The sequence below is a fragment of the Anaerococcus senegalensis JC48 genome (assembly GCF_000321005.1).
In the GTDB taxonomy this organism is placed as follows: Bacteria; Bacillota; Clostridia; order Tissierellales; family Peptoniphilaceae; genus Anaerococcus; species Anaerococcus senegalensis.
Genome location: NZ_HE578907.1, coordinates 1,193,441 through 1,216,559, shown reverse-complemented (window position 1 = coordinate 1,216,559; position 23,119 = coordinate 1,193,441). Strand labels below are relative to the sequence as shown.

The following is a 23,119-nucleotide window of genomic DNA, read 5'->3' as shown; positions in this document are numbered from 1 at the left end:
GGAAGAATTTACGTAGTAAATGAGTTTTCATGAGCACGGAGGAATTTGCAAAGCAAATGAGTTTTAGTGTGGAGAGATCTCATAAATTAAATTAATCAAAAAATAAAACTAAGCTTTTAGCAAAGAAAACAAAGTGATCTCTAATGCACTTCACTACCTTACCTTTAGTCGAGATGGGCTATAGATATATCTTTATTAATTAATCAAAAAAATTTCTATCTAACATTTCTTAGCATCTTATACATAGGGTCAAATTCATCATAATAAATTTTTTCCTTATCAAAGGCTTCCATTACTTTTTTTGTCAAAAATTTCTTATCTATTATCAACTCAAAGGTATTTTCCCTAAACCACTCATCAGTCATAGAAAAATATCCATCTTTACCGTCATCTTCGCCCCAGGAATTTTCTATCTTCCAGAATTCAACCTCTTTACCTTTTTTATCAAATCCTGTAAGATTCATGGCGTGACATGCTGTAGAATATCTTGAATTTATTCTTTCTTCCTTGGTCATTTTTGGGAAATTAACAAAAGTTTGGTCAAAATTAAATAAATTTTCATCTAAAACTCCACTTTCTCTGTCTTCATTTATATCAACATCGCAAGCAAACCACATTGTCTCATTATTTTTTATGGATTTTTGGGCAAATTTGCTCATGGTATCCATATCCACATTAATTCCAACAAGATCATCAAGGTCAACTGCATTTTTTGCCATCTTATCAACCAAAATCCTATTGTAAGGGTGCCTTGGGTCATTTAATAACTTAACTTTTCCATCAAAAAAATCACCCACATACTTATCAAAAAATTCTTTTGGAGTCATATTTTCTTCTATATGATATTTATCATCCTTATCATAATATTTAAAATCAAAAGATTCTACAGGTTTTCCTATTGATTTTGCAAAAATATTATAGGCATAAGAAAGCCCTTCTTTCCTTAAATTTTCTATTTTTTTCTCATCATCTGTTGCCCTAATTTTCATGGCAATTTTTTTGAGAGCATTTTCTAATACATAAAACATAAATTGAGATTGATCAGTATGGTAAAGTTCGCCCATGGCATTTTTTGGAACAATTCCATATTTTTTGATCAAATAATAGAAAAATTCAAAATAACCCCCGTCTTCAGGAGTAGAATAAAAAACATCCTCAACTTTTCTATCCTTAATATCCAAATTTTTTGTATCAATCACCCTTTGTAAAAACAAATTTGCCTTTTCCATATTGTCATAAAAATACAAAAAAGACTCGGAAAGCTCAAACTTTTCCATATTAAGTTTTTTGGCAATATGCATCCTAACCATATTTAGCCCTGCAAACATCCAACATCTACCAGTCTTTTTTTGATTGGTAACATCCTTAGTTTCGACCTCATTAGAAAAAATAAAATCGTGCCTATTAATAATATTTCTATCAAGGGAGGCCTCCTTTATTCCCATATTAGAAATAGCATTTTCAATTACCTTATTTTTTTCATCTTTATCATAAATTGTTTCTAATTGTTTTAAAATTTTCTTATCTAAATTCATAAAATCACCTCTTAAAAATCATTAACTATACTTTATCAGTTTTTTTCATAAATAAAAGTAAATATTAGGAAAAAGTTTTTTTGTCGTAAAAATAAATAAGTATTTTCCAAAGTATTAAAAAACTTTTAAATTTCAATGAATATAGCCTATAATTTATTGACAAAAGTTACAGATTAGTATATCCTTATTTAGGGACTAAGTAAAAATTGTGTATAAAAGGAGAAATTTTGAAGCCATGACAAAGAACTTAATATCTAAAATTTCAATATTTTTATCTTCTATAATATACATCCTTTTCTTTTATTTTGTAAATAAATACAATATTTTACCAAAAAAATTGAGATTTATTATTTTGGGATTAATCCTAATCGTAATTGTAGGATTTTCCATCTTTATTTTTAAGAAAAAGAATGCAAGTAAAGTTGTGAAGGCAATATTTATAGTTGGGTTGATATTAATAAGCGTATGCGAAGGAATATTTATGTCTTACGCAAATACATCAATTAAAACTGTAGAAAAAATCAATCAAAAAAAGGACTTGAATAAAACTCGTATGTCTTTTGTTGTATTGAAGGATTCAAATTTTAATTCAATTGATGATATAGGACAAACTCAAGTTGCTATTGCAAGACAAATGGATGAAAAAAATATAGATCAAACTATAGAAAAATATAAAAAAGATAAGGGAGAAATTAACGCTGAAGATTTTGGAGATTACATAAAATCAGCAGAAGCTCTTATAAATGGAAACGCTCAAGTAATGATTTTAAATGAAGGTTTTAGACAAATGCTTGATGAATCTATTGAAGGATTTTCAGATAAAACTAGAGTTTTGAAATCTTATTCTGTTAAGGGTGATGAAAATCTAAAAGAAAATAATAAAGTAGGAAAAGATCAAAGTTTTAATGTATATATTTCAGGAATTGATACTTACGGAGCACTTTCAAATGTTTCAAGATCAGATGTAAACTTGATAGTAAGTGTAAATCCTAAAAAAGGAAAAATTTTAATTACAACAATTCCAAGGGATACTTATGTAAATATAGCAGGTCTTGGTGAAAGTGCAAATGATAAACTAACCCATGCAGGTCTTTTTGGAGTTGATACATCAATTAAAACTTTAGAGAAATTATTAGATATAGATATAGATTATTATGCTAAGGTTAATTTTACAACGCTCACAAAACTAATTGATTTGTTGGGAGGAGTTGAAGTAGAAAACCCAGTAGCTTTTGAATCAATAGGTGGATATAATTTCCCACAAGGAAGAGTTCATATGAATGGAGAAATGGCACTTGCTTTTTCTAGAGAAAGATATAATCTAGCAGAAGGCGATTTTGATAGAGGAAAAAATCAAGTCAGAGTAATGACTGGAATAATAAATAAATTATTATCAACAGAAACATTAATGAATTTTAGTTCTATAGCAGACGTAGCCTTGGAATCTGTAAATACTAATTTGCCATACAATAAAATGATAGAAATGGTTAATGGGCAATTAGAAGATAACAAAAATTGGAAAATAGAAAGTCAGGCTATTAAAGGCTACGGAGCACAAGGACTTCCATCATATTTGATGCCATCAAGTGAACTTTATATGATGCAAGCAGATGATGAGTCTATAGAAAGTGTACACAAAAATATATTGAATAATAATAGAAATAAATAATTTAAGGGAAAGAAATTTCCCTTTTATTTAGTGTTTATTTTTAAAAACTAGATTTTACTAGATTAAAAAAATAAAAAATAAAGAAGGGAATATGAATTTAAAGAAAATATATAACAAAAAAACTTTAATACTTTTAGTTTTTGATATAATTATAATTAATTTGGCATACTTTTTCGCATTATTTTTAAGGTTTGATATGCAATTTAATCAAATTCCATTAGAATATCTAAATGGATTTAGGAATTATGCGATTTTTAACACAATAATCACAATTGCAATTTATGTATTTTTTAAGTTGTACAGGATGATTTTAGAATATGCATCTTATAATGAGCTAATAAAAATAACTCAAGCTGTTATCCTATCAGTATTTATTCATGTTATAGGAATTTCTTTATTTTTTATAAGGATGCCTATCTCATATTTTATAATTGGGTTTTTAATTCAATATATGTTCACAGTCGCTTTAAGATTTGCAAAAAAAATGTTAATTCAAAACAAATATAATGCAATAGAAAAAAATCCGGAATTTAAGAGGGCGATAATAGTTGGGGCAGGTTCTGCTGGTCAAACTATAAAAGAAGATATAAACAAGTCAAATAGGCAAGAAAATATTGGAATAAAAGTTGTTGCTTTTATAGATGATAATCCTCATAAAAAAGGTCAATATATTGATGATACAATAATTTATGGAGATCGTAATTCTATAAAAGAATTAGTAGATAAAGGAGATATAGATTTAATATTAGTTGCAATACCGTCAGCTGAGGAAAATCAAAGAAGGGAAATTCTTCAAATATGTAACGAAACAAATTGTGAAGTGAAAGTCCTTCCTGGAATTTATCAATTAGTTTCTGGAAATATTTCCATGTCTGGAATGAAAGAAGTTCAAATAGAAGATTTGTTGGGACGTGATCCTGTAAAAATATTTTCAAATGAAACATTTGATTATTTAAATGATAAAGTCGTTCTTGTAACTGGTGGCGGTGGTTCAATTGGTTCAGAACTATGTAGGCAAATTGCTCAATACGGTCCAAAACTTTTAATAATTTTTGATATCTACGAAAATAATGCTTATGAAATAGAACAAGAATTAAAAAGAAATAATAAAGATTTAAAATTTATTACTTTAATTGGTTCAGTAAGAGATTTTGCAAGAGTTAAAAATGTATTTGAAACATATAAACCAGAAATAATTTTCCACGCAGCTGCTCACAAACACGTACCATTAATGGAAGTAAGTCCGGTTGAAGCAATAAAAAATAATGTAAGAGGAACATATATAGTTGCCCTACTTTCATTAATATATGATGCAAAAAGATTTGTTTTAATCTCAACCGATAAAGCAGTAAATCCAACATCAGTAATGGGAGCTACTAAAAGAGTTTGTGAGAAAATAATTCAAGGAATAAATGATATAAGAGAAAATAAAGAATACGAAAAACTAGCAAAAGTAGCAATCAACGATGGAGATAGAATAGTTACAATAAATCCAAAAGATTATTTACAAGAAAAAACTCCTAAAACAGAATTTGTTGCAGTAAGGTTTGGAAACGTACTTGGATCAAATGGATCAGTAATTCCATTATTTAAAAAACAAATAGCATCAGGAGGGCCAGTAACAGTAACCCATCCAGAAATGATTCGCTATTTTATGACAATAAAAGAAGCTGTAAAATTAGTTTTACAAGCAGGATCAATGGCAAAAGGCGGAGAAATCTTTGTTTTAGACATGGGAGAACCAGTAAAAATAGATTATTTGGCAAGGCAATTAATAAAACTATCAGGCTACAAACCAGACATAGATATGCCAATAATTTACACAGGACTAAGACCTGGAGAAAAATTATACGAAGAAAGACTAATGGATGAAGAACTTTTATCAGATACAAAAGTAGAAGGAATATCCGTAGGAAGACCATTAGAATTTTCAAGAAAAGAATTTTTCCAAAAACTTGATAAGGTAATAAACCAAGAAAACATAGACGAATTAGATATAATCGAGACTATCAATATTTTGATAAGCACATTTATAGGAAAGGGGAATAAATAATGACAAAAAAAATGAACATACCATTTTCTCCACCAGATATTAGCGATGAAGAAATAGATGAAGTGGTAGATGCCTTAAAATCAGGCTGGATAACAACAGGACCAAAAACAAAAAAATTAGAGGAAGAATTATTACAATTTACTGGAACAAACAAGGGAGTTTGCTTAAACTCACAAACAGCAGCGGCAGAAATGACCCTTAGAGTTTTGAGAATTGGAAAGGGCGATGAAATAATAACAAGTGCCTATACTTATACAGCAACAGCCTCAGTAGTAGACCATGTTGGAGCAAAATTAGTTTTAGTAGATACCCAAAAAGAAAATTTAGAAATGGATTACGAAAAACTAAAAGAAGCTATTACTGAAAATACAAAGGTAATTATTCCAATAGACTTGGGAGGAGTACCTTGTGATTACGACAAAATTTTTGAGATTGTAGAAGAAAAGAAAAGTTTATTTAAAGCAAATAATGAGATACAAAAAGCTTTCGATAGAATTATAGTAATGGCAGATACTGCTCACGCTTTGGGAGCGGAATACAAAGGGAAAAAAGTAGGATCAATAGCAGATTTTTCAAACTTTTCCTTCCATGCAGTAAAAAATTTCACCACAGCAGAAGGTGGATATGCAACATGGAAAGATATAAAAGGAATTGATAACGAAAAACTTTACAAAAAGTATCAACTCCTATCCCTTCATGGACAATCAAAAGATGCCCTAAGCAAAACAAAACTAGGTTCATGGGAATATGATGTAATAGGACCTTGGTTTAAATGTAATATGACAGATGTTCTAGCAGGAATCGGACTTGCCCAAGTAAAAAGATATCCGTCACTATTAAAAAGAAGAAAAGAAATAATAGAAAAATACGATAAAGCATTTATACCACTAGGAATAAAATCACTAAACCACTTCGACCAAGATCATAAATCATCAGGCCACTTGTATATAACACAAGTTCCAGGAATAGATACAGAACAAAGAAATAAAATAATAGAAGAAATGGCTAGAGAGGGAGTTGCATGTAATGTCCATTATAAACCACTTCCCTTATTAACAGCCTATAAAAATCTTGAATTTGATATAAAAGATTATCCAAACGCCTACAACCATTTCAAAAACGAAATAACCCTACCTCTTCATACAAAATTAACTGATGAGGAAGTTGATTATATTATTAAAAGTTTTTGTGAGATTGTGAAAAAGTATAAATAAAGTAAAGAAGGTTTTATGAAAAAATTAATGATTTTAGGAGCAAGTGTCCTACAAATCCCTGCAATTGTTCAAGCAAAGAAAATGGGAGTATATGTTATAGCAGTTGACATGAATCCTAATGCAGAAGGTTTTTCATATGCAGATAAAAAAATAGTAGTAAGTACTACAGATACAAAAAAAGTCTTAAAAGCTGCAAAAGAAAATAATATTGATGGAATAATAACCATAGCAAGTGATAGGCCAATGATAACTGTAGCAAAAGTTGCAGAAGAATTAAATTTAATAGCAATTGATGAAATAACTGCAATGAATGCTACAAATAAATCAAAAATGAGAGATGCTCTAAAAAAATCATCTGTACCAATTCCTATGTACTTTTCAGTAGACAAGTATGATCAGTATCTTGAGGCTATAGAAAAAATTAAAAATAAAAATTATAAGGCTATAGTAAAACCTGCAGATAATTCGGGAAGCAGGGGAATAAGGCTTATAGAAAATTATGATCAAAAAGAATTAGAAAAGATATATAAATGTTGCAAAGAAAATTCGAATTCAGGACTTCTGGTCGTAGAAGAATTTATGCAAGGTCCAGAAGTTAGTGTAGAAACAATTTCATATAAAGGAACTTGCCATGTAATACAAATTACCGATAAAATTACAACAGGACAACCATATTTTGTAGAAATGGGTCACAATCAGCCATCATCATTAGATAAAGATGTATTAGAAAAAATAAAAAAAGTGGCAATAGATGCAAATAAAGCCATAGGAATTAAAAATGGTCCATCTCATACAGAAATAAAAGTAACAAAAGATGGGCCAAAAATTGTTGAATTAGGCGCAAGACTAGGTGGGGATAATATAACAACGCACTTAGTTCCATACTCAACAGGAGTAAACATGGTAGAAGCCTGTATAAATATTGCACTTGGACAAGAAGTAGATATTAGAAAAAAATTTCAAAAAGCTTCAGCAACAAGATATAAAAAATGTGATGTAGGTAAAATAATAAAAATAACAGGTGTTGACCAAGCAAATAAAATCCAAGGAGTAAAAGATGTTAAAATAGTCCATGGAGTTGGAGAAGAGTCAAGACAAATAAAAAGCTCAAACGATAGAGTTGCCTATGTCATATCACAAGCTGAGAATACTTCAAAAGCTACACTATCTTGTGAAAAAGCTTTGGAAAAAATAAAAATAGAAGTAGAAAAGTAAGGAAAATAATGATATACAGAAAGATTATAAAAAGAATACTAGACTTAATACTTGCAATAATTGCCTTGCCGTTTGTACTAATAATTTGTCTAATATTTGGAATTTTGATATACATTGAAGATAAAGGTGATATTTTTTATATAGCAAAAAGAAGGGGCTTAAATGGCTCCATTTTTGGAATGTATAAACTTCGCTCAATGAAAATGAATGCACCAGACATTAGAAACAAAGACAATTCTACTTTTAATAGTGCAAATGATCCAAGAGTTACAAAAATCGGAAAAATTTTGAGAAAAACTTCAATAGATGAATTGCCACAAGTATTTAATATTTTAAAAGGTGATATGAGCTGGATTGGACCTAGACCAAATAATCCTAGTAAAGTATATGAAGATATGTCAGATGTTGAAAAGAAGAGATTGAGTATAAGACCAGGAGTAACAGGGTATAGCCAAGCTTATTATAGAAACTCTATAAATCAAGCAGAAAAACTTGAAAAAGATGTTTATTATGCTGAAAATTTAGGCTTCATTGTTGATCTCAAAATAGTAATACAAACTGCTAAGTCTGTTTTACTCCAAAAAAATATAAATACTAATTAATTATAAGGAAGTAATACCAATGAAAAGTTTAGATGGAAAAAAAATTCTATTTTTAGGAGCTTCAACTTATTTCTATGAAGCTGCAAAATATGCAAAAGATCAAGGTGCTTATATAATAGCTATAGATAGAAGGTCAAAAGAAGAATGCATAGTAAAACAAATCGCAGATGAAGAATATCTGATGGATACTACCGATATAGAATCTATAAAAAATTTGATTATAAAAGAAAAAATAGATGGTATTTATCCAGGAGCGAGTGAAGTTAATATTCCCATTTCAATAAAATTAGCAGAAGATACAGGTATTCCAAAATACTGTGAGAAGAATCAATGGAAAATGGCAACTAACAAAGCTATTTTTAAAGATGTATGTAGGAAATATGATTTGCCAGTAAGCCCTGTGTTTGATATTGCTGAGCCAATAGATGAAAATCAAATTTCAAAATTAACATTTCCTTTAGTAACAAAACCAGTCGATAATAATGGTTCTACTGGAATTACAATTTGTGAAAAACCAGATGATTTTATAAATGCCTATAATAAAGCTAAAAGTGCTTCGAAAACAGGAAATGTTTTATTTGAAAAGAAAATGAATTTTGAACATAGTTTAATAGCACATTATACAGCACAAGAAGGAGAAGTTATTTTTTGTGGATTAACAGATAAAGAATCAAAAAAAATAAATAAAGATAGTGCACCTGTAATGTCAATACAATTTATGCCATCAAAATTAACAGAGGACTTCAAAGCTAATATAAATGATAAGATAATAAATATGCTTGAGGGAATTGGTATTAAGTATGGTCCAATATGGATAGAAGTATTTTATGATGAAAATAATTTTTATTTAAATGAAATAGGATACAGGTATGGCGGATCTTTAACATACTATCCAGTAGATTATTTATTTGGCATAAACCAAATGCACCTATTAATTAATTATTTGGCAACATCTAAGCCTTTATACAAAAATTTTAAAGATATAAAAGAAATAAAAGAGAGAAAAAATCATAAATATTGTATTTTACCAATACAACTAAAACATGGAACTATTAAATCTATAGAAGGATTAGAAGATTTGATAAACAAGGAATTTGTTTATGCATTTATCCAATCTCATATAGTAAATGATGTAATTGAGAAAACAGGAACAACACATCAAGTCTTTGGTTATATTCACTTGGTTGCTGATGGTCAAGAACAACTGGAAGAATATATAAAATATGTAAATGGTTCACTAAAAGTATTAGACGAAAATTGCGAAAACATGGTAGATATTTTATATTGTAGAAAATAAACGTAGAGGTTTAATGTGACAAAAGTTAAAGTTATTTCAGAGAAACAAGTTATAAAAATAATGCAAAATCACTGGACAGATGGAATTAATCAGATAAAAAAATCGTTTATACATAGAGGAAAAAATAGAGTGATTTTACCTGAAAAATCTTCTCAGATATTTGATCCTATATCACAAAATAGGATTAATTGTATGCCTTCTACTCTATTGGATGAAAATGTATGTGGTATCAAATGGGTTTCTGTATTTCCTACAAATGCTAATAAAAATATTGAAAATGTGAATGGTATTACACTTTTATCTGAAATAAAAACAGGACAACCAATTGCTATAGTTAATAGTACTTGGCTTACAAAATTCAGAACAGCAGGAGTAGCAGCTTTGGCATCAGAATATTTGGCAAAAAAAGATAGTAAAGCTATTGGTTTTATAGGTGCTGGAGAAGAAGCTAAAATGCATTTAGAAGTATTTAAACATATGCATCCAAGTATAAAAGAATGTAGAGTTTCTTCAAGGACTCATAAATCATGCGTGAAATTTGTAGAAGCTCTTTCAAAAAAGTATGAAGATATAAATTTTACCATATGTGATAATAACTTTGAAAAAGCTATTAGAGGATCAGATATTGTTGTAACTGCAATATCAGGTCAAGAAGCTGTTTTAAAAGCAGACTGGTTAGATAAAGCTAATTTTTATGTTCATGTGGGTGGATTCGAAGATGAGTATGATGTTGCATTAAAAGCAGATAAAATTGTATGCGATGAATGGGATGCTGTAAAACATAGGGGAAGCCAAACTATTAGTAAGATGTATCAAGATGGATTATTAAATGATGAAAATATATATGCAGAATTATCAGAAATCATCTTAGAAAAAAAAGGCGGAAGGGATGAAAAAGATAGATTCATATATTTTAATTCTGTAGGTATGGCTTATGAAGATGTTTTATTAGCTAAATTTGTTTATGATAAATCAGAAGAAGTTGGTAATATTTTAGAAATCTAAATTTGGAGATATATTTTGGATAGCAAAGAAAAAATAAGATTAACAGGATATAATAATGAAAAAGGCATAAAAGCTTATATTGTAAATCATATAAATAAGTATAAACTTTTAAAAGATATGTTTATAGGAAAAACAAGTAAGTTAGAAAGCGTAAAAATATTTTTTGATTTTTGGATAAGCGTGATAGTTCTAGGTGCAGGAATAAATGATTATTTTCAATATAACTTCTATAAAAAGAATTATTCAGAAAGAAATAAATTTATAGTTGGGAGGAAATGGAAAAAAATATTATTAAAATGTAATAAATCAACAAAAATAGATATATTTGATGACAAGTTGAAATTTAATAATAAATTCAATGAATTTTTAAAAAGAGATTGGCTTGATATTGATAATAGTAGGTATGAAGATTTTGTTTCTTTTATTGCAAACCATGAAACTTTCTTCCTAAAACAAAATATTGGAAGTGGTGGAAATGGAATTAGTAAACATAAATCAAAAGAAATAAAAGATCTCAAAGAATTTTATAATAATATAAAAGGAAAATCATTTATCTTAGAAGAAGCTATAGTTCAAGATAAAAGTCTAGCAGAATTTAATCCATCATCAGTTAATACAATAAGGGTTGTAACTATAAGAGATAAAGATGTAGTTCATATAATGGATGCTATACTAAGAATGGGAAATGGAGAAAAATCTACAGATAATTTCCATCAACATGGTTTAGCTATGAAAATGGATGTTGATAGTGGAGAAGTTGTAAGCCTTGCTATTGATAAAAGCAATAATAAATATGAGTACCACCCTGTAACTAACAAAAAATTACTAGGATATGAAGTTCCTTATTGGGATAAAGTTAAAGATACAGTAATAAAAGCAAGTAAAGTATCTAAAGATGTAAGGTATGTTGGTTGGGATATTGCAATTTTGGAAAGTGGAGAAGTTTCAATAATAGAAGGAAATTGCTCATCAGATCCAGATATAACTCAAATGCCAAAACAAGTTGGTAGATGGGAAGATTATAAAGAAGTAATTGAAAAATTATAGTGATTAAAGTTGGATATATTATTTACTATGAAATATTATTTAGAGTATAGATACAATGAAGGGTGAAAAAATGATACTAGTCTTAGTTTCTGATTTTATGCAAGATGAGATATATTTAAAAGAAGAAATAAAATATTACAAGAGTTTAGATCAAACAATAATATTTACAGTTAGAGGACATGTTTATAGCAATTCTCATTTACAAATACCAGATTACATTCAAGTTGGAGAATTAGATATATTTTATAGGTCAAATTTTGATAGAATAAAGTACTTGTTAAAAGGGTTGTTTAATAAAGAATTCTTTAAAGAATTTAAATATTTAATTAAGAAAAAGAAATTATCAATAGATTCTTTAAAAAGATTAAGCTTATTTGTTGCAAAAGGATCTTTAGTAAATAATAAAATTTCAAAAAAATTAGATGAACTAAAAATAGATAAAAAAGAAAAAATAGTATTTTACACATATAGGGTTGGATTTTCTAGTTTAGCTTGTTGTAAGTTAAAGAACACTTATGTAAATTCAAAAGTGGTTACTAGAGCACATGCTCAAGATATTTTTGAATTTAGGAATAAAGAGTGTTATCTACCATATAGAAATTATTTATATAATAATATAAATGAAGTATATTGTATTTCAAATGATGGTATGAATTATCTTTACAATACAAAAAAGGAATTAAAAAATAAATTATTTCTTCACAGGCTTGGAACAAAAGATATTAATATAAACAAGAATATAAATAATAAAAAGTTTGTAATTCTTACTTGTTCTAGAATTGCTAAAATAAAAAGATTACATTTGTTAGCGAAAACTCTTGAAAATATTAAAGATACAGATATAAGCTGGATACATTATGGAGATGGAGATTCTAATTATTTAGAAAAAATTAATAAATATATCAAAAATTGTGGCTCTAACATAAACATTGAATTTAAAGGTTTTTATGATAATGATGAATATTTAGGAGAAATAAGTATAGAACCATATTCTATATTTATTAATATAAGTGAATCAGAAGGATTACCTGTTTCTATTATGGAGGCAGAGTCTGTTGGTATACCAATAATTGCAACAAATGTTGGAGGAACTTCTGAGGCAGTTGTTGATGGTTATAATGGAATATTAATAGATAAAGATTTTTCAATTAGCGACTTAAAAAATTCTATATTAAAATTTAAATCAATGGATAAAGAAGAATTTAATGTATATAAAATGAATTCAAGAAAAATCTGGGAATCAAAATTTAAACTATCGGAAAATTATAGTAAATTTATCGATCATATTAAGGAGTTATAATGAAATCAATAAACAGCCAAAAGGATAATATTAAAAATTATAGTTTGAAATATATACTTATATCTACAATTTTTTTGATTTTATTTGTCTTATTATCGATGTTTAAAAATATTAATGGTATATTTTTTATGAATATGTTAGTTTTTAATATATTGTTGATTTTATGCCTAAGAAATTATAAAAAAAATATTCCTTTAATAATGTTCTTACTTTGTTATTTTATGTTTTTATTAGGTTCTTATTTCGTCTATGAATATTTTAACTATACAAAAGGTGTAGTTTTATTTGATAGTGAAATACTTAATCACATATATTTTTCATTATTTATATCACTTATAGCAATAATGATAGGTTACTTTACATTGAATATTAAATTTAAAACAAACTTTAAATTTGAGAAAAATATCAATGAAGATTTAGTCGGGAAAATTAGCTTGTTATTATTTTATTTATCATATATACCATATATTTTATTAGAAATATTAAAAATAATCAAAGTTAAGGAGCTTGGCTATACAGAACTTTATATTGATGAAGTCATTAAAATTCCATATATGTTAGGATTATTCATATATGGATGTAGAATTTACTTTTTTATTTACTTATCAACTCTACCTAGTAAAAAAGATGTAAAAGCTCCGATGATTTTATTTGTTTTATACTGTGTATTAACATTATTTACTGGAAATAGAGCTATATTAGTAGTGAACTTATCTGTTATATTTATTTACTCAATATTTAGAAGTAATAATGAAAGGAGTGAAGATAACTGGATTAATAAACGATTACTATTTTTCATATTACTGTTGATACCTATAATACTTTTTGCTTTAGATTATCTTGGAAGTGTTAGGTTTCAAAATACTATTTTTGATCAAAATAAATCCTCATCCTTTTTAGATATCTTTGTTAAACAAGGAGTGAGCTCTAGTGTTATAGGATTTGAAAAGATGTATGATTATAGAATTCCAAATAAAATGTATTCTTTTGGAACTTTAATTGAAAAATTAAAATATAACTCATTAAGTAGCCTTATATTTGGTATAGAATCTTTAAGAGGAAATAGTGTAGAAAGAGCGGTATTAGGAAATTCATTTTCTCATGCTATTTCATACATTGTATTACCTTTTGGATATTTACACGGAAGAGGACTAGGTACTTGCTATATAGCAGAAGCATATCATGACTTTGGATATATTGGTATATTTATATTTAGTTTAGTATACGGTATCATATTAAAGAAATGTTCTGATTTTAATTCTAAAAATTTCATTAAAAGAGTAATGATTATGGTTGTCTTATGCAGTTTACTAATGATCCCACGTGCTAACGCTGATTCGTTCATAAGTGTTTTTTTAAAGAATGAATTTATTTTTGGGATAATATTGATAAAAATATTAACAAATGTATTTGTTAAAAATTCAAAAATCAATGTTGATTAGTTATTTATTATATTTTGATACGGAGAATTTATGAATAAAATAAATAATAACGAAAAAAAAATAGCTGTTATACTTAGTATAATAAATACTATAGTATCGGCAGTTGTATCAATAATATATATACCACTCTTACTAAGTACGATTGGTAAAAATGAATATGGTTTATATCAATTAATAGGATCAATAATTGCCTACTTTTCCACAATGTATTCTTCAATAAATGCATCAGTGATGAAATATTATACAGAATATTTAATAAAAGAAGACTATAAAAAAATGGAAAATACACTTGCTATTAGTAAGAGGATTTTTATTTTCATTTCTATAATTATAGTAATAATAGCAATACCAATATCTTATGCTTTTAAATCATCATTTTCAACAAATCTAACGGATAATGAAATTAAAGAGTCTATGTTTATGTTTAAAATCATGATTTTAAACATATTAGTATATTTAAATAGCTCAATATATTCAGCTTCTATTTTGGCACACGAAAAGTTTATATTTAGAAAAATATTGGATTTGGCAGTTACAATATTACAGCCTATATCAGTTTTATGTCTTATAAAAGAGTATCCTAGAGCATCAACTATTGTAATCATTCAATTACTTTTAAATATTATTTCTTTGTTCATATGTATGTATTATTCAAAAAATAGATTGAAAGTTAAGGTTAAGTATCATTATAAAGATATTAATTTAATAAAAGGAATTTTTAGTTTATCTAGTTCCGTCTTGCTTATATCAATAGCAGATCAGATATTTTGGAAAACAGATCAAATAATTTTAGGTAGTATGTATGGAACAGGGATAGTCGCAGAATATGCTATTGGAGCACAGTTTAACTCATTATTTATTAGTGCTGGTGTTGTCATAACAAGCGTAATTGTACCAATGATAACTAGGATAAATCAGTCTGAAAATAGTTCAGTAGAACTATCAAATAGCTTTTCTAAAATTGGAAGATATCAGGCGTATTTAGTTTTATTAATGTTAACAGGAGTTATACTATTTGGGAAAGAATTTATAATAATTATTGCAGGACCGGATTTTTTAAGTGCATATGTAGTTGCATTATTACTAATGGTTCCTTATTCTATAGATCTTATTCAAAGTTCAGGGAATGTTATACTACTAGTAAAAAACAAAAATTGGTATAAAGCAGTAATACTATTTACATCATCTATTATAAATGTAGGTTTAACCTATCTTTTTGCGAAACGATTTGGTATGTATGGGGCAGCATTTGCAACCACGATTTCTATAGTTACGTCATCATGGATTTTGATGAATTTAGTATATTCTAGAATAATTAAATTAGATATTGCCTTGTTTTGGAAAAAGATTATACCTATAATTGTATTTTCATGTATTAGTGTAGGAGCTGGTATAATAATAAAAAAAATATATATTCCTAATATATATTTTAAATTTATGGTACACGGCATTTTATATGTACTTGTTTATGTGAGCGTCATGTTCTTTTTTGTTATGGATGAAGGAGAAAAAAATATGGTTTTTGAAGTAGTAAGAAAAATAAAGAGGTAAATGTAAAATCACAAACCATTGAATTTAACAAAATTTTATTATAAACTAAGAGTTAGAGAATTTTTATTTCTGAATAATTTAAAAATAATTTTATATAAAGGAGAAAATAAATGGATGAAAGAGAAATTGATTTATTGGAATTGGCTAAGAAGTTAAGACAGCATCTTTTTTCAATTCTTTGTTTGGCTGTTATTTTTGCAGCTCTTTCTTATGCAGCTTCTGTTTTTGTTATTACACCAAAGTATGAAGCTACTACTACTATGATTGTTAGCAATTCTAAAAATGAACAAAATCAAAAAGATGGGGATGTGGATATTAATCAAATCAATGCTAATAGGGCTTTGGTTTCTACTTATTCTGAAATTGTTAAGAGTAAGGGTGTTGCTGATAAGGTTATTAATAATTTAAAACTTGATATGGATTATGGAGAGTTTTCTCAAAAGGTTTCTATTGAACCTGTAAAGGATACTCAAATTATATCTGTTAAAGTTGTTGATACTGTTCCTGAAAGAAGTAGGGATATTGCTAATGCCACTTCTATGGTTTTTAAGGATTCTATAACTAAGATTATGAAAGTTGATAATGTTCAAATTCTTGATAAGGCCAATTTGCCTGAGAAAGCTTCTTCACCTAATATTAAAAAGAATACTGCTGCTGGTTTGATTTTAGGTTTTATTATTGGTGTTGCTATTTCTTTATTTAAAGAACTAAGTGACACAACTTTCAAGACAACTGATGATATCCAAGAGGCTTTTGATATTCCTGTTCTTGGAATGGTTCCTGATAAGAGTAAAGGAGAGTAAGATGGCAAAAAAACACAGTTATTATAATTCTACATCAATTTTTGATGAGGCTATTCGTTCTGTTAGGACTAATATTCAATTTTCTGATATTGATAATAAAAAAAGAGTTATTGCTATAACTTCTTCTAAGCCAAGCGAGGGCAAGACTACTGTTTTGTATTCTATTGCCAAATCTTTTGCAGAAAATGGAAATTCTGTTGCTCTTTTGGATTTTGATTTAAGAATGCCAAAGGTTGGAAAAGTTGCAGGAATTGAAACTAACATGGGTCTTACTAATGTTATTACTGGGAAAGTCGAACTTGATAGAGCTTTGATAAAAGACCAATACGAAGAAAATCTTTTTGTTATGCTCTCAGGTCCGGTTCCTCCAAATCCTGCAGAAATTTTGGCATCTAATCATGTTAAAGAATTAATTGAGGAACTTTCAAAAAGATTTGATTATGTATTTTTGGATACTCCTCCAGTGGGATTATTTACTGATGCATCAATTGTTTCTACTTATTGTGATGGGGTGATTTTTGCAATCAAGTCTAATGATACCAAAAAAGAAGAAGTTTCCCATGCTCTTGAAAATCTAAATAAAGTGAAGGGAAAAGTTTTGGGGGCTGTTCTTACTTTTGCAGATTTAAAAGATTCTACTTACAAGGGTTATTATTAATGATTGACATTCATAACCACATAATTTATGGTGTAGATGATGGATCTAGATCCATTGATGAATCAATGAAGATGGTTGAGCTTTTTATGGCAAATGGTTTTAAGGAAATTATTGCAACAAGCCATTATGATCCGTCAAGATATATGGTAAAAAAAGAAGATATTTTGGAAAAATCTTCTATTTTAAATGATGAGATTAAAAAAAGAAATCTAGATTTTAAAATTCACCCGGGACATGAAATTCACGTTGAACCAAACACTTTGGATAAAATTCATAAGAAAGAATTATTGACTTTAAATAATTCAAGATATGTTTTGTTGGAGCTCTCATTTGTTAATAAACCACTTTTTTTGACAGATTTAATATATAATCTTTCTCTTGAAGGTTATGTTCCAATTATAGCTCATGCAGAAAGATACCCATATGTTGAAAAAGATATTTCATATTTGTATGAATTTATAAAGATGGGAGCTCTTGTCCAAATAAATTATTCATCTATAGATTCTCACAAGCATACTACAAAAAAACTTTTAGAAAAAAATATGGTTCATTTTATTGGGACGGATTCTCATCAATCTGAATGGAGAAGTCCAAATATTGAAGATGAAAAAAATGAGATTATTGAGATAATTGGTAGAGAAAAATTTGAAAAATTGACCCAAACTAATCCTCAAAAAATTATAAATGATGAATTTATACCAAGTGGATATGATGAGATTGTAAGAGAAGAAGAACAGGTGAAAAAGAAAAGTAAGAAAAAAAGTTTATTTAATTTTTGGAGAAAAAAATGAAGGTAAAATATATATTATGCTCTCTTGCTCTACTTATTGCCTTAAGCTCATGTGAAAAAAAGCAAGAGAAATACGAACAAAGAGATGTACAAATTGATACAGTTTTTGATAGCTCTTCAAATAATATTTCAAATGAAGTTGAAGAAAAAGAGGATTCAAATGTAGAAGAAAATACACAAAGTAATACAGAAAGTAAATATTTGAGAACAAAAAGCACAATCAATCTAAGAAGAGGCCCAAGTACAAACGAAGATAACATAATAGCCTCAATCCCAGGAAATTCTCAAGTAAAATTATTATCAGAAGAAGAAGACGAAAATGGAGAAATGTGGTCAAGAATTTTCTATGAAGGGCAAGAAGGTTATGTAAAAAGTGACCTTTTGGAAAAATAAATCAATTTCATAAAATTATAGGCTATTGGCAAGAAATTTGCTGATAGCTTTTTTTATGAGAAATTTTTGAGGTGATTTTGGGTGGTGGTTTTTGCTAAGGATTTATTTAATGACAAGACAAATAAAATCAGAGATCTCTCGACACTAAAACCCATATGCTTCGCAAATTCCTCCGTGCTTTCACACTAGTTTTAGGGATAAATATGCCAAATCAAGGCATATTTATCGGCACGAGATGGGTTTTAGGTTTGTACTTTTCTTATTACTAAAGGAAATTGGAAATCCAATAAAAAATTATTTAAATTAATATTAAATAAAATTTCATATTTTTAGATTAAATTATTAAATTACATATTTAAATAAATTCTTCAGTAAAAAACTAAATAAAGATATGACCCATCTCGACTAAGCGTAACGAAGTGGAGTGCATGAGAGATCTCTTTAATTAGTTTTGTATTGAAATCTACCTTATTCCTTGAGCTTTATTATATTGATTTATTTTCAAACATTTATTTAATGATAAGATAAAGTAAATCAGAGATCTCTCGACACTAAAACCCATTTGCTTCGCAAATTCCTCCGTGCTTTCACACTAGTTTTAGGGATAAATATGCCAAATCAAGGCATATTTATCTGCTCGAGATGGGTTTTGTGTTGGTCTTTATTTTATTACTAAAGAAAGTTAGTAATTTCAGTAAATTTCTTGACTTATTATTAAATATTATTTGATATTTTAGATTAAACTACCAATAATATATCAAATCAATTCTTCAGTAAAAAACTAAATAAAGGTATTACCCATCTCGACTAATCGTAACGAAGTGGAGTGCATGGAGAGATCTCTTTCATTTATTTTATATTGAAATATTCCTTATTTCTTGGACTTTATATATCTATGCAATTTATGTCATTTCTAAAGAAAGCTAAAAATAGTGCAAGAAGTATTCTGAAAAGTTTATTACTGGTTAAATAAAAATCCCATCTCAAAATATATGAGATGGGATTTTTTTTAATCTCTTTTAAAAATATCTCTAGTATAAACCTTATCAATTACATCATCAAGGCAGGAATCATACCTATTAGCAATGATTGCTTGGCTTATTTTTTTGAATTTATTTAAGTTATTTACAACTTCTGACCCAAAGAAAGTTTGACCGTCTTTTAGGGTTGGCTCGTAAATTATAACTGTAGCACCTTTTGCCTTTATTCTTTTCATAACCCCTTGGATAGATGATTGACGGAAGTTGTCAGAATTTGATTTCATTGTTAACCTGTAAACTCCAATCACACATTCTTTTTCTTTTTCAGGCTTATATTGGACGTCTTCATTGTAAGAATAATATCCTGCAATATTTAAAACTTGGTCTGCAATAAAATCCTTCCTGGTCCTATTAGCATCAACAATAGCAGAAATCATATTTTGAGGAACCTTATCAAAATTTGCAAGAAGTTGTTTGGTATCTTTTGGAAGACAATATCCACCATAACCAAAAGAAGGATTGTTGTAATGAGAACCAATTCTTGGATCAAGGCAAACACCATTAATAATCTCTTCAGTATTTAAGCCCTTGCTTTCAGCATAAGTATCAAGCTCATTAAAATAAGAAACCCTAAGGGCAAGATAAGTATTAGCAAATAACTTTACAGCCTCAGCCTCAGTAAAGCCCATAAACAAAGTATCAATATCTTCCTTAATAGCACCTTCTTGTAATAGAGAAGCAAAAATTTCAGCCCTTTCACGACTCTCATCATCACAAGAAACAATAATCCTAGAAGGATAAAGATTATCATACAAGGCCTTAGACTCCCTTAAAAATTCTGGAGAAAAAATAATGTTTTTAGTATCATATTTTTCCCTAACAGACTTAGTGTATCCTACAGGAATAGTAGATTTTATAATCATAGTAGCTGATGGATTAACTTTTAAAACTAATTCTATAACAGATTCAACAGCAGAACAATCAAAAAAGTTTTTCTTAGAATCATAATTTGTAGGAGCTGCAATAACGACAAAATCAGCATCTTTGTAGGCTTTTTCTCCATCAAGAGTTGCAGTTAAATCAAGATCTTTTTCCCTAAGATATTTTTCAATATATTCATCTTGGATAGGGGATTTTCTATTATTAATTAAATCAACCTTCTCCTTAATAATATCGACAGCTGTAACATGATTGTGTTGAGATAGTAAAGTTGCAATAGAAAGACCGACATATCCAGTTCCAGCAACAGCAATTTTGTATTTCTTATCAAATTTTTTCATAAAATTATTCTTACCTTCCTCCTCAAACAAATCTACAATTTCAAAATCTAAAACCTCAGCCAAAGCTTGAAGTTGGTCAATAGATGGCACATAATCACAAGATTCGATGCGACTAATCATAGTTCTATTGATGCCAGTTAAATCAGAAAGATTTCTTTGAGTATATTTTTTAAATTTTCTATTATTAGTAACAGTATCAGCTAATTTTTCAATAGATAATTTTTTCATTCAAACTCCATAATAATATAATATATGCTAATAATACCAAGATTAAAGATTTTTGTCAATTTTAAATAACAAAATATAAAATTATTTAGAAATTATATAATAAATGTTATTTTAAAATACAAAAAAGTTTTTAAAAAGTGCTCGCTAAAAAATATTAATCTAATTACTAATCTAAAGATTTATAGAAATTAGTTTCAAATAAGTAGATAAGTCTAGTTTCATAATTAAATAAAAATATATAAATAGCGCTAATATTTTACATTTTTTATAGAAGATATATCAAATTTTCTTAATTTATTTAAAATAGTTAAAATTCATAAAGAATATTAATCAAAAGTATTGTATTTTTATAAAAAAATGATAAAAATATCTCATTATACTTTATTGACAAAAAACATAATTGATGATAGTCTATTCCATGGATGATTTGTAAGCTTGATTTTTACATATGAAAGCAACAAATCAAATTTAAGAAAAGGTTTGTTTCATTTGCCTTTTCGATATATTACATAAGGAGGGAAAAATGAAAAAGAAAAGTATTCTTACGGATATGAGACTACATTTTATTATTTTACTTGTAGTTATTGCGGCAGAGGCTATTGGAATTATTCCATTTGATTTTGGCATCGTTAAATTTAAGCTTCTACCAATGATCTACGCACTTATTATTGGAATTATTGTAGCTCGTACTTTAAGTTCTAGTTCTATTTCAGAACGTGATATGGCAAGGGCTGGTGAATATGTCAGCATTTCTTGTTTGTTTTTGATTGCCTACATGGCAACAGCTATTGGACCAAACATTTCTACAGTTATTAAGGCAGGTCCTGCTTTAATTTTACAAGAATTTGGTAACCTTGGAACAATTTTTATTTCTATTCCAGTTGCAGTTTTTGTATTTAAAATGGATAGAACAGCTATTGGTTCTGGTTTTTCAATCTCAAGAGAAGAAGGACTTGGAATTGTTGCAAATTTATATGGATTAGATTCTCCTGAAGGTCGTGGGGTAATGGGTTCATACATTACAGGAACACTTCTTGGAACTATAGTATTTTCTATAATTTCATCAATTTTTGTAAATATTCCTTGGTTTAGTCCTGAATCTTTATCAATGGCTGCAGGAACTGGATCTGCATCTATGATGAGTGGTGCTATAGCTCCAATTATTGAAGCTTTTCCTGAAAAAGAACAAGCTTTAATGGGATATGGTGCTACAAGTCAAGTTTTATCAGCAGTTGATACAGTTTATGTTGCATTTTTCTTAGGAATTCCTATAGCAGAATGGTTATATAAAGTTTGTAAAGGAAAAGAAAAATATGAAGCTGAAAAAGCAGCTCTTGCTCCAACTCGTCATATTGAGAAAAAAGACGAAAAAGAAGCAAATGAAGCTTTTGGAAAAACTCTTTCAAAATATTTAGGAGTTTTGTGTATAACAGCAGTAATTTCTATAGCAGGCCTTTACGTTTCAAGTATTAGAATGGGATCAGATTCTACTATGGCAGATGTTTTAGTTGGAATGCTTTGGTTATTTGGAATTACAGTAATTGGATTGATTTTAGATTTATTACTTCAAAAAGTTCATATAAATTTACCAACAATATTATATATAGCATTTTTAGCATCATTTGCATCAATTCCTGGAATCTCACCAGTTGCTGGACCATTTAATGAAGCTATGACTCATCTTGATTTATTGCCACTTTGTACACCAATTTTGGCATACGCAGGAATTTCTTCAGCAAAAGAATTAGACTCATTTAAAGAACAAGGTCTAAAAATTGTAGTAATAACAATATGTGCCCTACTAGGAACTTATATTGGATCTGCAATAATTTCAAATATTGTTTTAAAAATAATGGGTGCAGTTTAATAAGTTTAAAAACCTTTCAAAATTTTGAGAGGTTTTTTATTTTCTTAATTTTAAATTTCATAAATTTCTATATTTTTTCTATCAAAATTTTTTTTGATTATTAATCTTACCTTTTATTGGGTAATGACTTTCCATAGAATTTTCTCTAACATATTTCCATAATTTTTCTATTTTCAATTTATCCATTTTA

At 27.8% G+C, this 23,119-nt stretch carries 18 protein-coding genes; 16 read left to right on the top strand and 2 right to left on the bottom strand.

Going from position 1 to position 23,119, the window contains the following annotated elements; translation table 11 throughout:
* Positions 1-215: 215 nt before the first annotated feature.
* Complete coding sequence (locus ASHG_RS05850; protein ID WP_040398146.1) at positions 216-1,535, bottom strand: C1 family peptidase; 1,320 nt, start codon at positions 1,533-1,535, stop codon at positions 216-218.
* A 235-nt stretch (positions 1,536-1,770) separates the two neighbouring features.
* Between ASHG_RS05850 and ASHG_RS05845 the strand changes: the two genes are divergently transcribed.
* The 15 genes from ASHG_RS05845 to ASHG_RS05775 all read left to right on the top strand — a co-directional run bounded on the left by ASHG_RS05845 (position 1,771) and on the right by ASHG_RS05775 (position 18,574).
* The gene (locus ASHG_RS05845) at positions 1,771-3,204 is read left to right on the top strand and encodes an LCP family protein (RefSeq protein WP_040398144.1); all 1,434 of its coding nucleotides are present in this window, start codon (positions 1,771-1,773) and stop codon (positions 3,202-3,204) included.
* 91 nt (positions 3,205-3,295) lie between these two features.
* Positions 3,296-5,257: a nucleoside-diphosphate sugar epimerase/dehydratase gene (locus ASHG_RS05840; RefSeq protein ID WP_040398143.1), complete on the top strand. Its 1,962-nt coding sequence runs from the start codon at positions 3,296-3,298 to the stop codon at positions 5,255-5,257.
* The gene (locus ASHG_RS05835) at positions 5,257-6,471 is read left to right on the top strand and encodes a DegT/DnrJ/EryC1/StrS family aminotransferase (RefSeq protein ID WP_187364732.1); all 1,215 of its coding nucleotides are present in this window, start codon (positions 5,257-5,259) and stop codon (positions 6,469-6,471) included. The genes ASHG_RS05840 and ASHG_RS05835 overlap by 1 nt, the downstream gene beginning before the upstream one ends.
* Positions 6,472-6,486: 15 nt before the next feature.
* On the top strand, positions 6,487-7,686 hold the full coding sequence (locus ASHG_RS05830; protein ID WP_040398142.1) for an ATP-grasp domain-containing protein: 1,200 nt from the start codon (positions 6,487-6,489) through the stop codon (positions 7,684-7,686).
* Positions 7,687-7,694: 8 nt separating this feature from the next.
* On the top strand, positions 7,695-8,288 hold the full coding sequence (locus ASHG_RS05825) for a sugar transferase (RefSeq protein WP_084689286.1): 594 nt from the start codon (positions 7,695-7,697) through the stop codon (positions 8,286-8,288).
* A 19-nt stretch (positions 8,289-8,307) separates the two neighbouring features.
* Positions 8,308-9,585: an ATP-grasp domain-containing protein gene (locus ASHG_RS05820; protein WP_040398141.1), complete on the top strand. Its 1,278-nt coding sequence runs from the start codon at positions 8,308-8,310 to the stop codon at positions 9,583-9,585.
* A gap of 15 nt (positions 9,586-9,600) precedes the next feature.
* Positions 9,601-10,590: an ornithine cyclodeaminase family protein gene (locus ASHG_RS05815; RefSeq protein WP_040398140.1), complete on the top strand. Its 990-nt coding sequence runs from the start codon at positions 9,601-9,603 to the stop codon at positions 10,588-10,590.
* Positions 10,591-10,605: 15 nt separating this feature from the next.
* Positions 10,606-11,637: a sugar-transfer associated ATP-grasp domain-containing protein gene (locus ASHG_RS05810; protein ID WP_040398138.1), complete on the top strand. Its 1,032-nt coding sequence runs from the start codon at positions 10,606-10,608 to the stop codon at positions 11,635-11,637.
* Positions 11,638-11,707: 70 nt separating this feature from the next.
* On the top strand, positions 11,708-12,937 hold the full coding sequence (locus tag ASHG_RS05805) for a glycosyltransferase (protein ID WP_040398137.1): 1,230 nt from the start codon (positions 11,708-11,710) through the stop codon (positions 12,935-12,937).
* On the top strand, positions 12,937-14,379 hold the full coding sequence (locus tag ASHG_RS05800; RefSeq protein WP_040398136.1) for an O-antigen polysaccharide polymerase Wzy family protein: 1,443 nt from the start codon (positions 12,937-12,939) through the stop codon (positions 14,377-14,379). Before ASHG_RS05805 ends, ASHG_RS05800 begins: the two co-directional genes overlap by 1 nt.
* A 30-nt stretch (positions 14,380-14,409) precedes the next feature.
* The gene (locus ASHG_RS05795; protein ID WP_040398134.1) at positions 14,410-15,930 is read left to right on the top strand and encodes an oligosaccharide flippase family protein; all 1,521 of its coding nucleotides are present in this window, start codon (positions 14,410-14,412) and stop codon (positions 15,928-15,930) included.
* Positions 15,931-16,040: 110 nt separating this feature from the next.
* Positions 16,041-16,733 carry a YveK family protein gene (locus ASHG_RS05790; protein WP_040398132.1) on the top strand — a complete coding sequence of 231 codons (693 nt, stop codon included), beginning with the start codon at positions 16,041-16,043 and terminating at the stop codon, positions 16,731-16,733.
* A gap of 1 nt (position 16,734) precedes the next feature.
* On the top strand, positions 16,735-17,391 hold the full coding sequence (locus tag ASHG_RS05785; RefSeq protein ID WP_040398130.1) for a CpsD/CapB family tyrosine-protein kinase: 657 nt from the start codon (positions 16,735-16,737) through the stop codon (positions 17,389-17,391).
* Positions 17,391-18,182: a tyrosine-protein phosphatase gene (locus tag ASHG_RS09365; protein ID WP_040398128.1), complete on the top strand. Its 792-nt coding sequence runs from the start codon at positions 17,391-17,393 to the stop codon at positions 18,180-18,182. The genes ASHG_RS05785 and ASHG_RS09365 overlap by 1 nt, the downstream gene beginning before the upstream one ends.
* Entirely contained in the window at positions 18,179-18,574 is a 396-nt protein-coding gene (locus ASHG_RS05775) for an SH3 domain-containing protein (protein ID WP_040398127.1), read from the top strand. The genes ASHG_RS09365 and ASHG_RS05775 overlap by 4 nt, the downstream gene beginning before the upstream one ends.
* A gap of 1,009 nt (positions 18,575-19,583) precedes the next feature.
* Here ASHG_RS05775 and ASHG_RS05770 read toward each other — a convergent pair.
* Positions 19,584-21,062 carry a nucleotide sugar dehydrogenase gene (locus ASHG_RS05770; protein WP_040398126.1) on the bottom strand — a complete coding sequence of 493 codons (1,479 nt, stop codon included), beginning with the start codon at positions 21,060-21,062 and terminating at the stop codon, positions 19,584-19,586.
* Positions 21,063-21,585: 523 nt separating this feature from the next.
* Between ASHG_RS05770 and ASHG_RS05765 the strand changes: the two genes are divergently transcribed.
* The gene (locus ASHG_RS05765; protein WP_040398124.1) at positions 21,586-22,929 is read left to right on the top strand and encodes a DUF3100 domain-containing protein; all 1,344 of its coding nucleotides are present in this window, start codon (positions 21,586-21,588) and stop codon (positions 22,927-22,929) included.
* Positions 22,930-23,119: the final 190 nt, after the last annotated feature.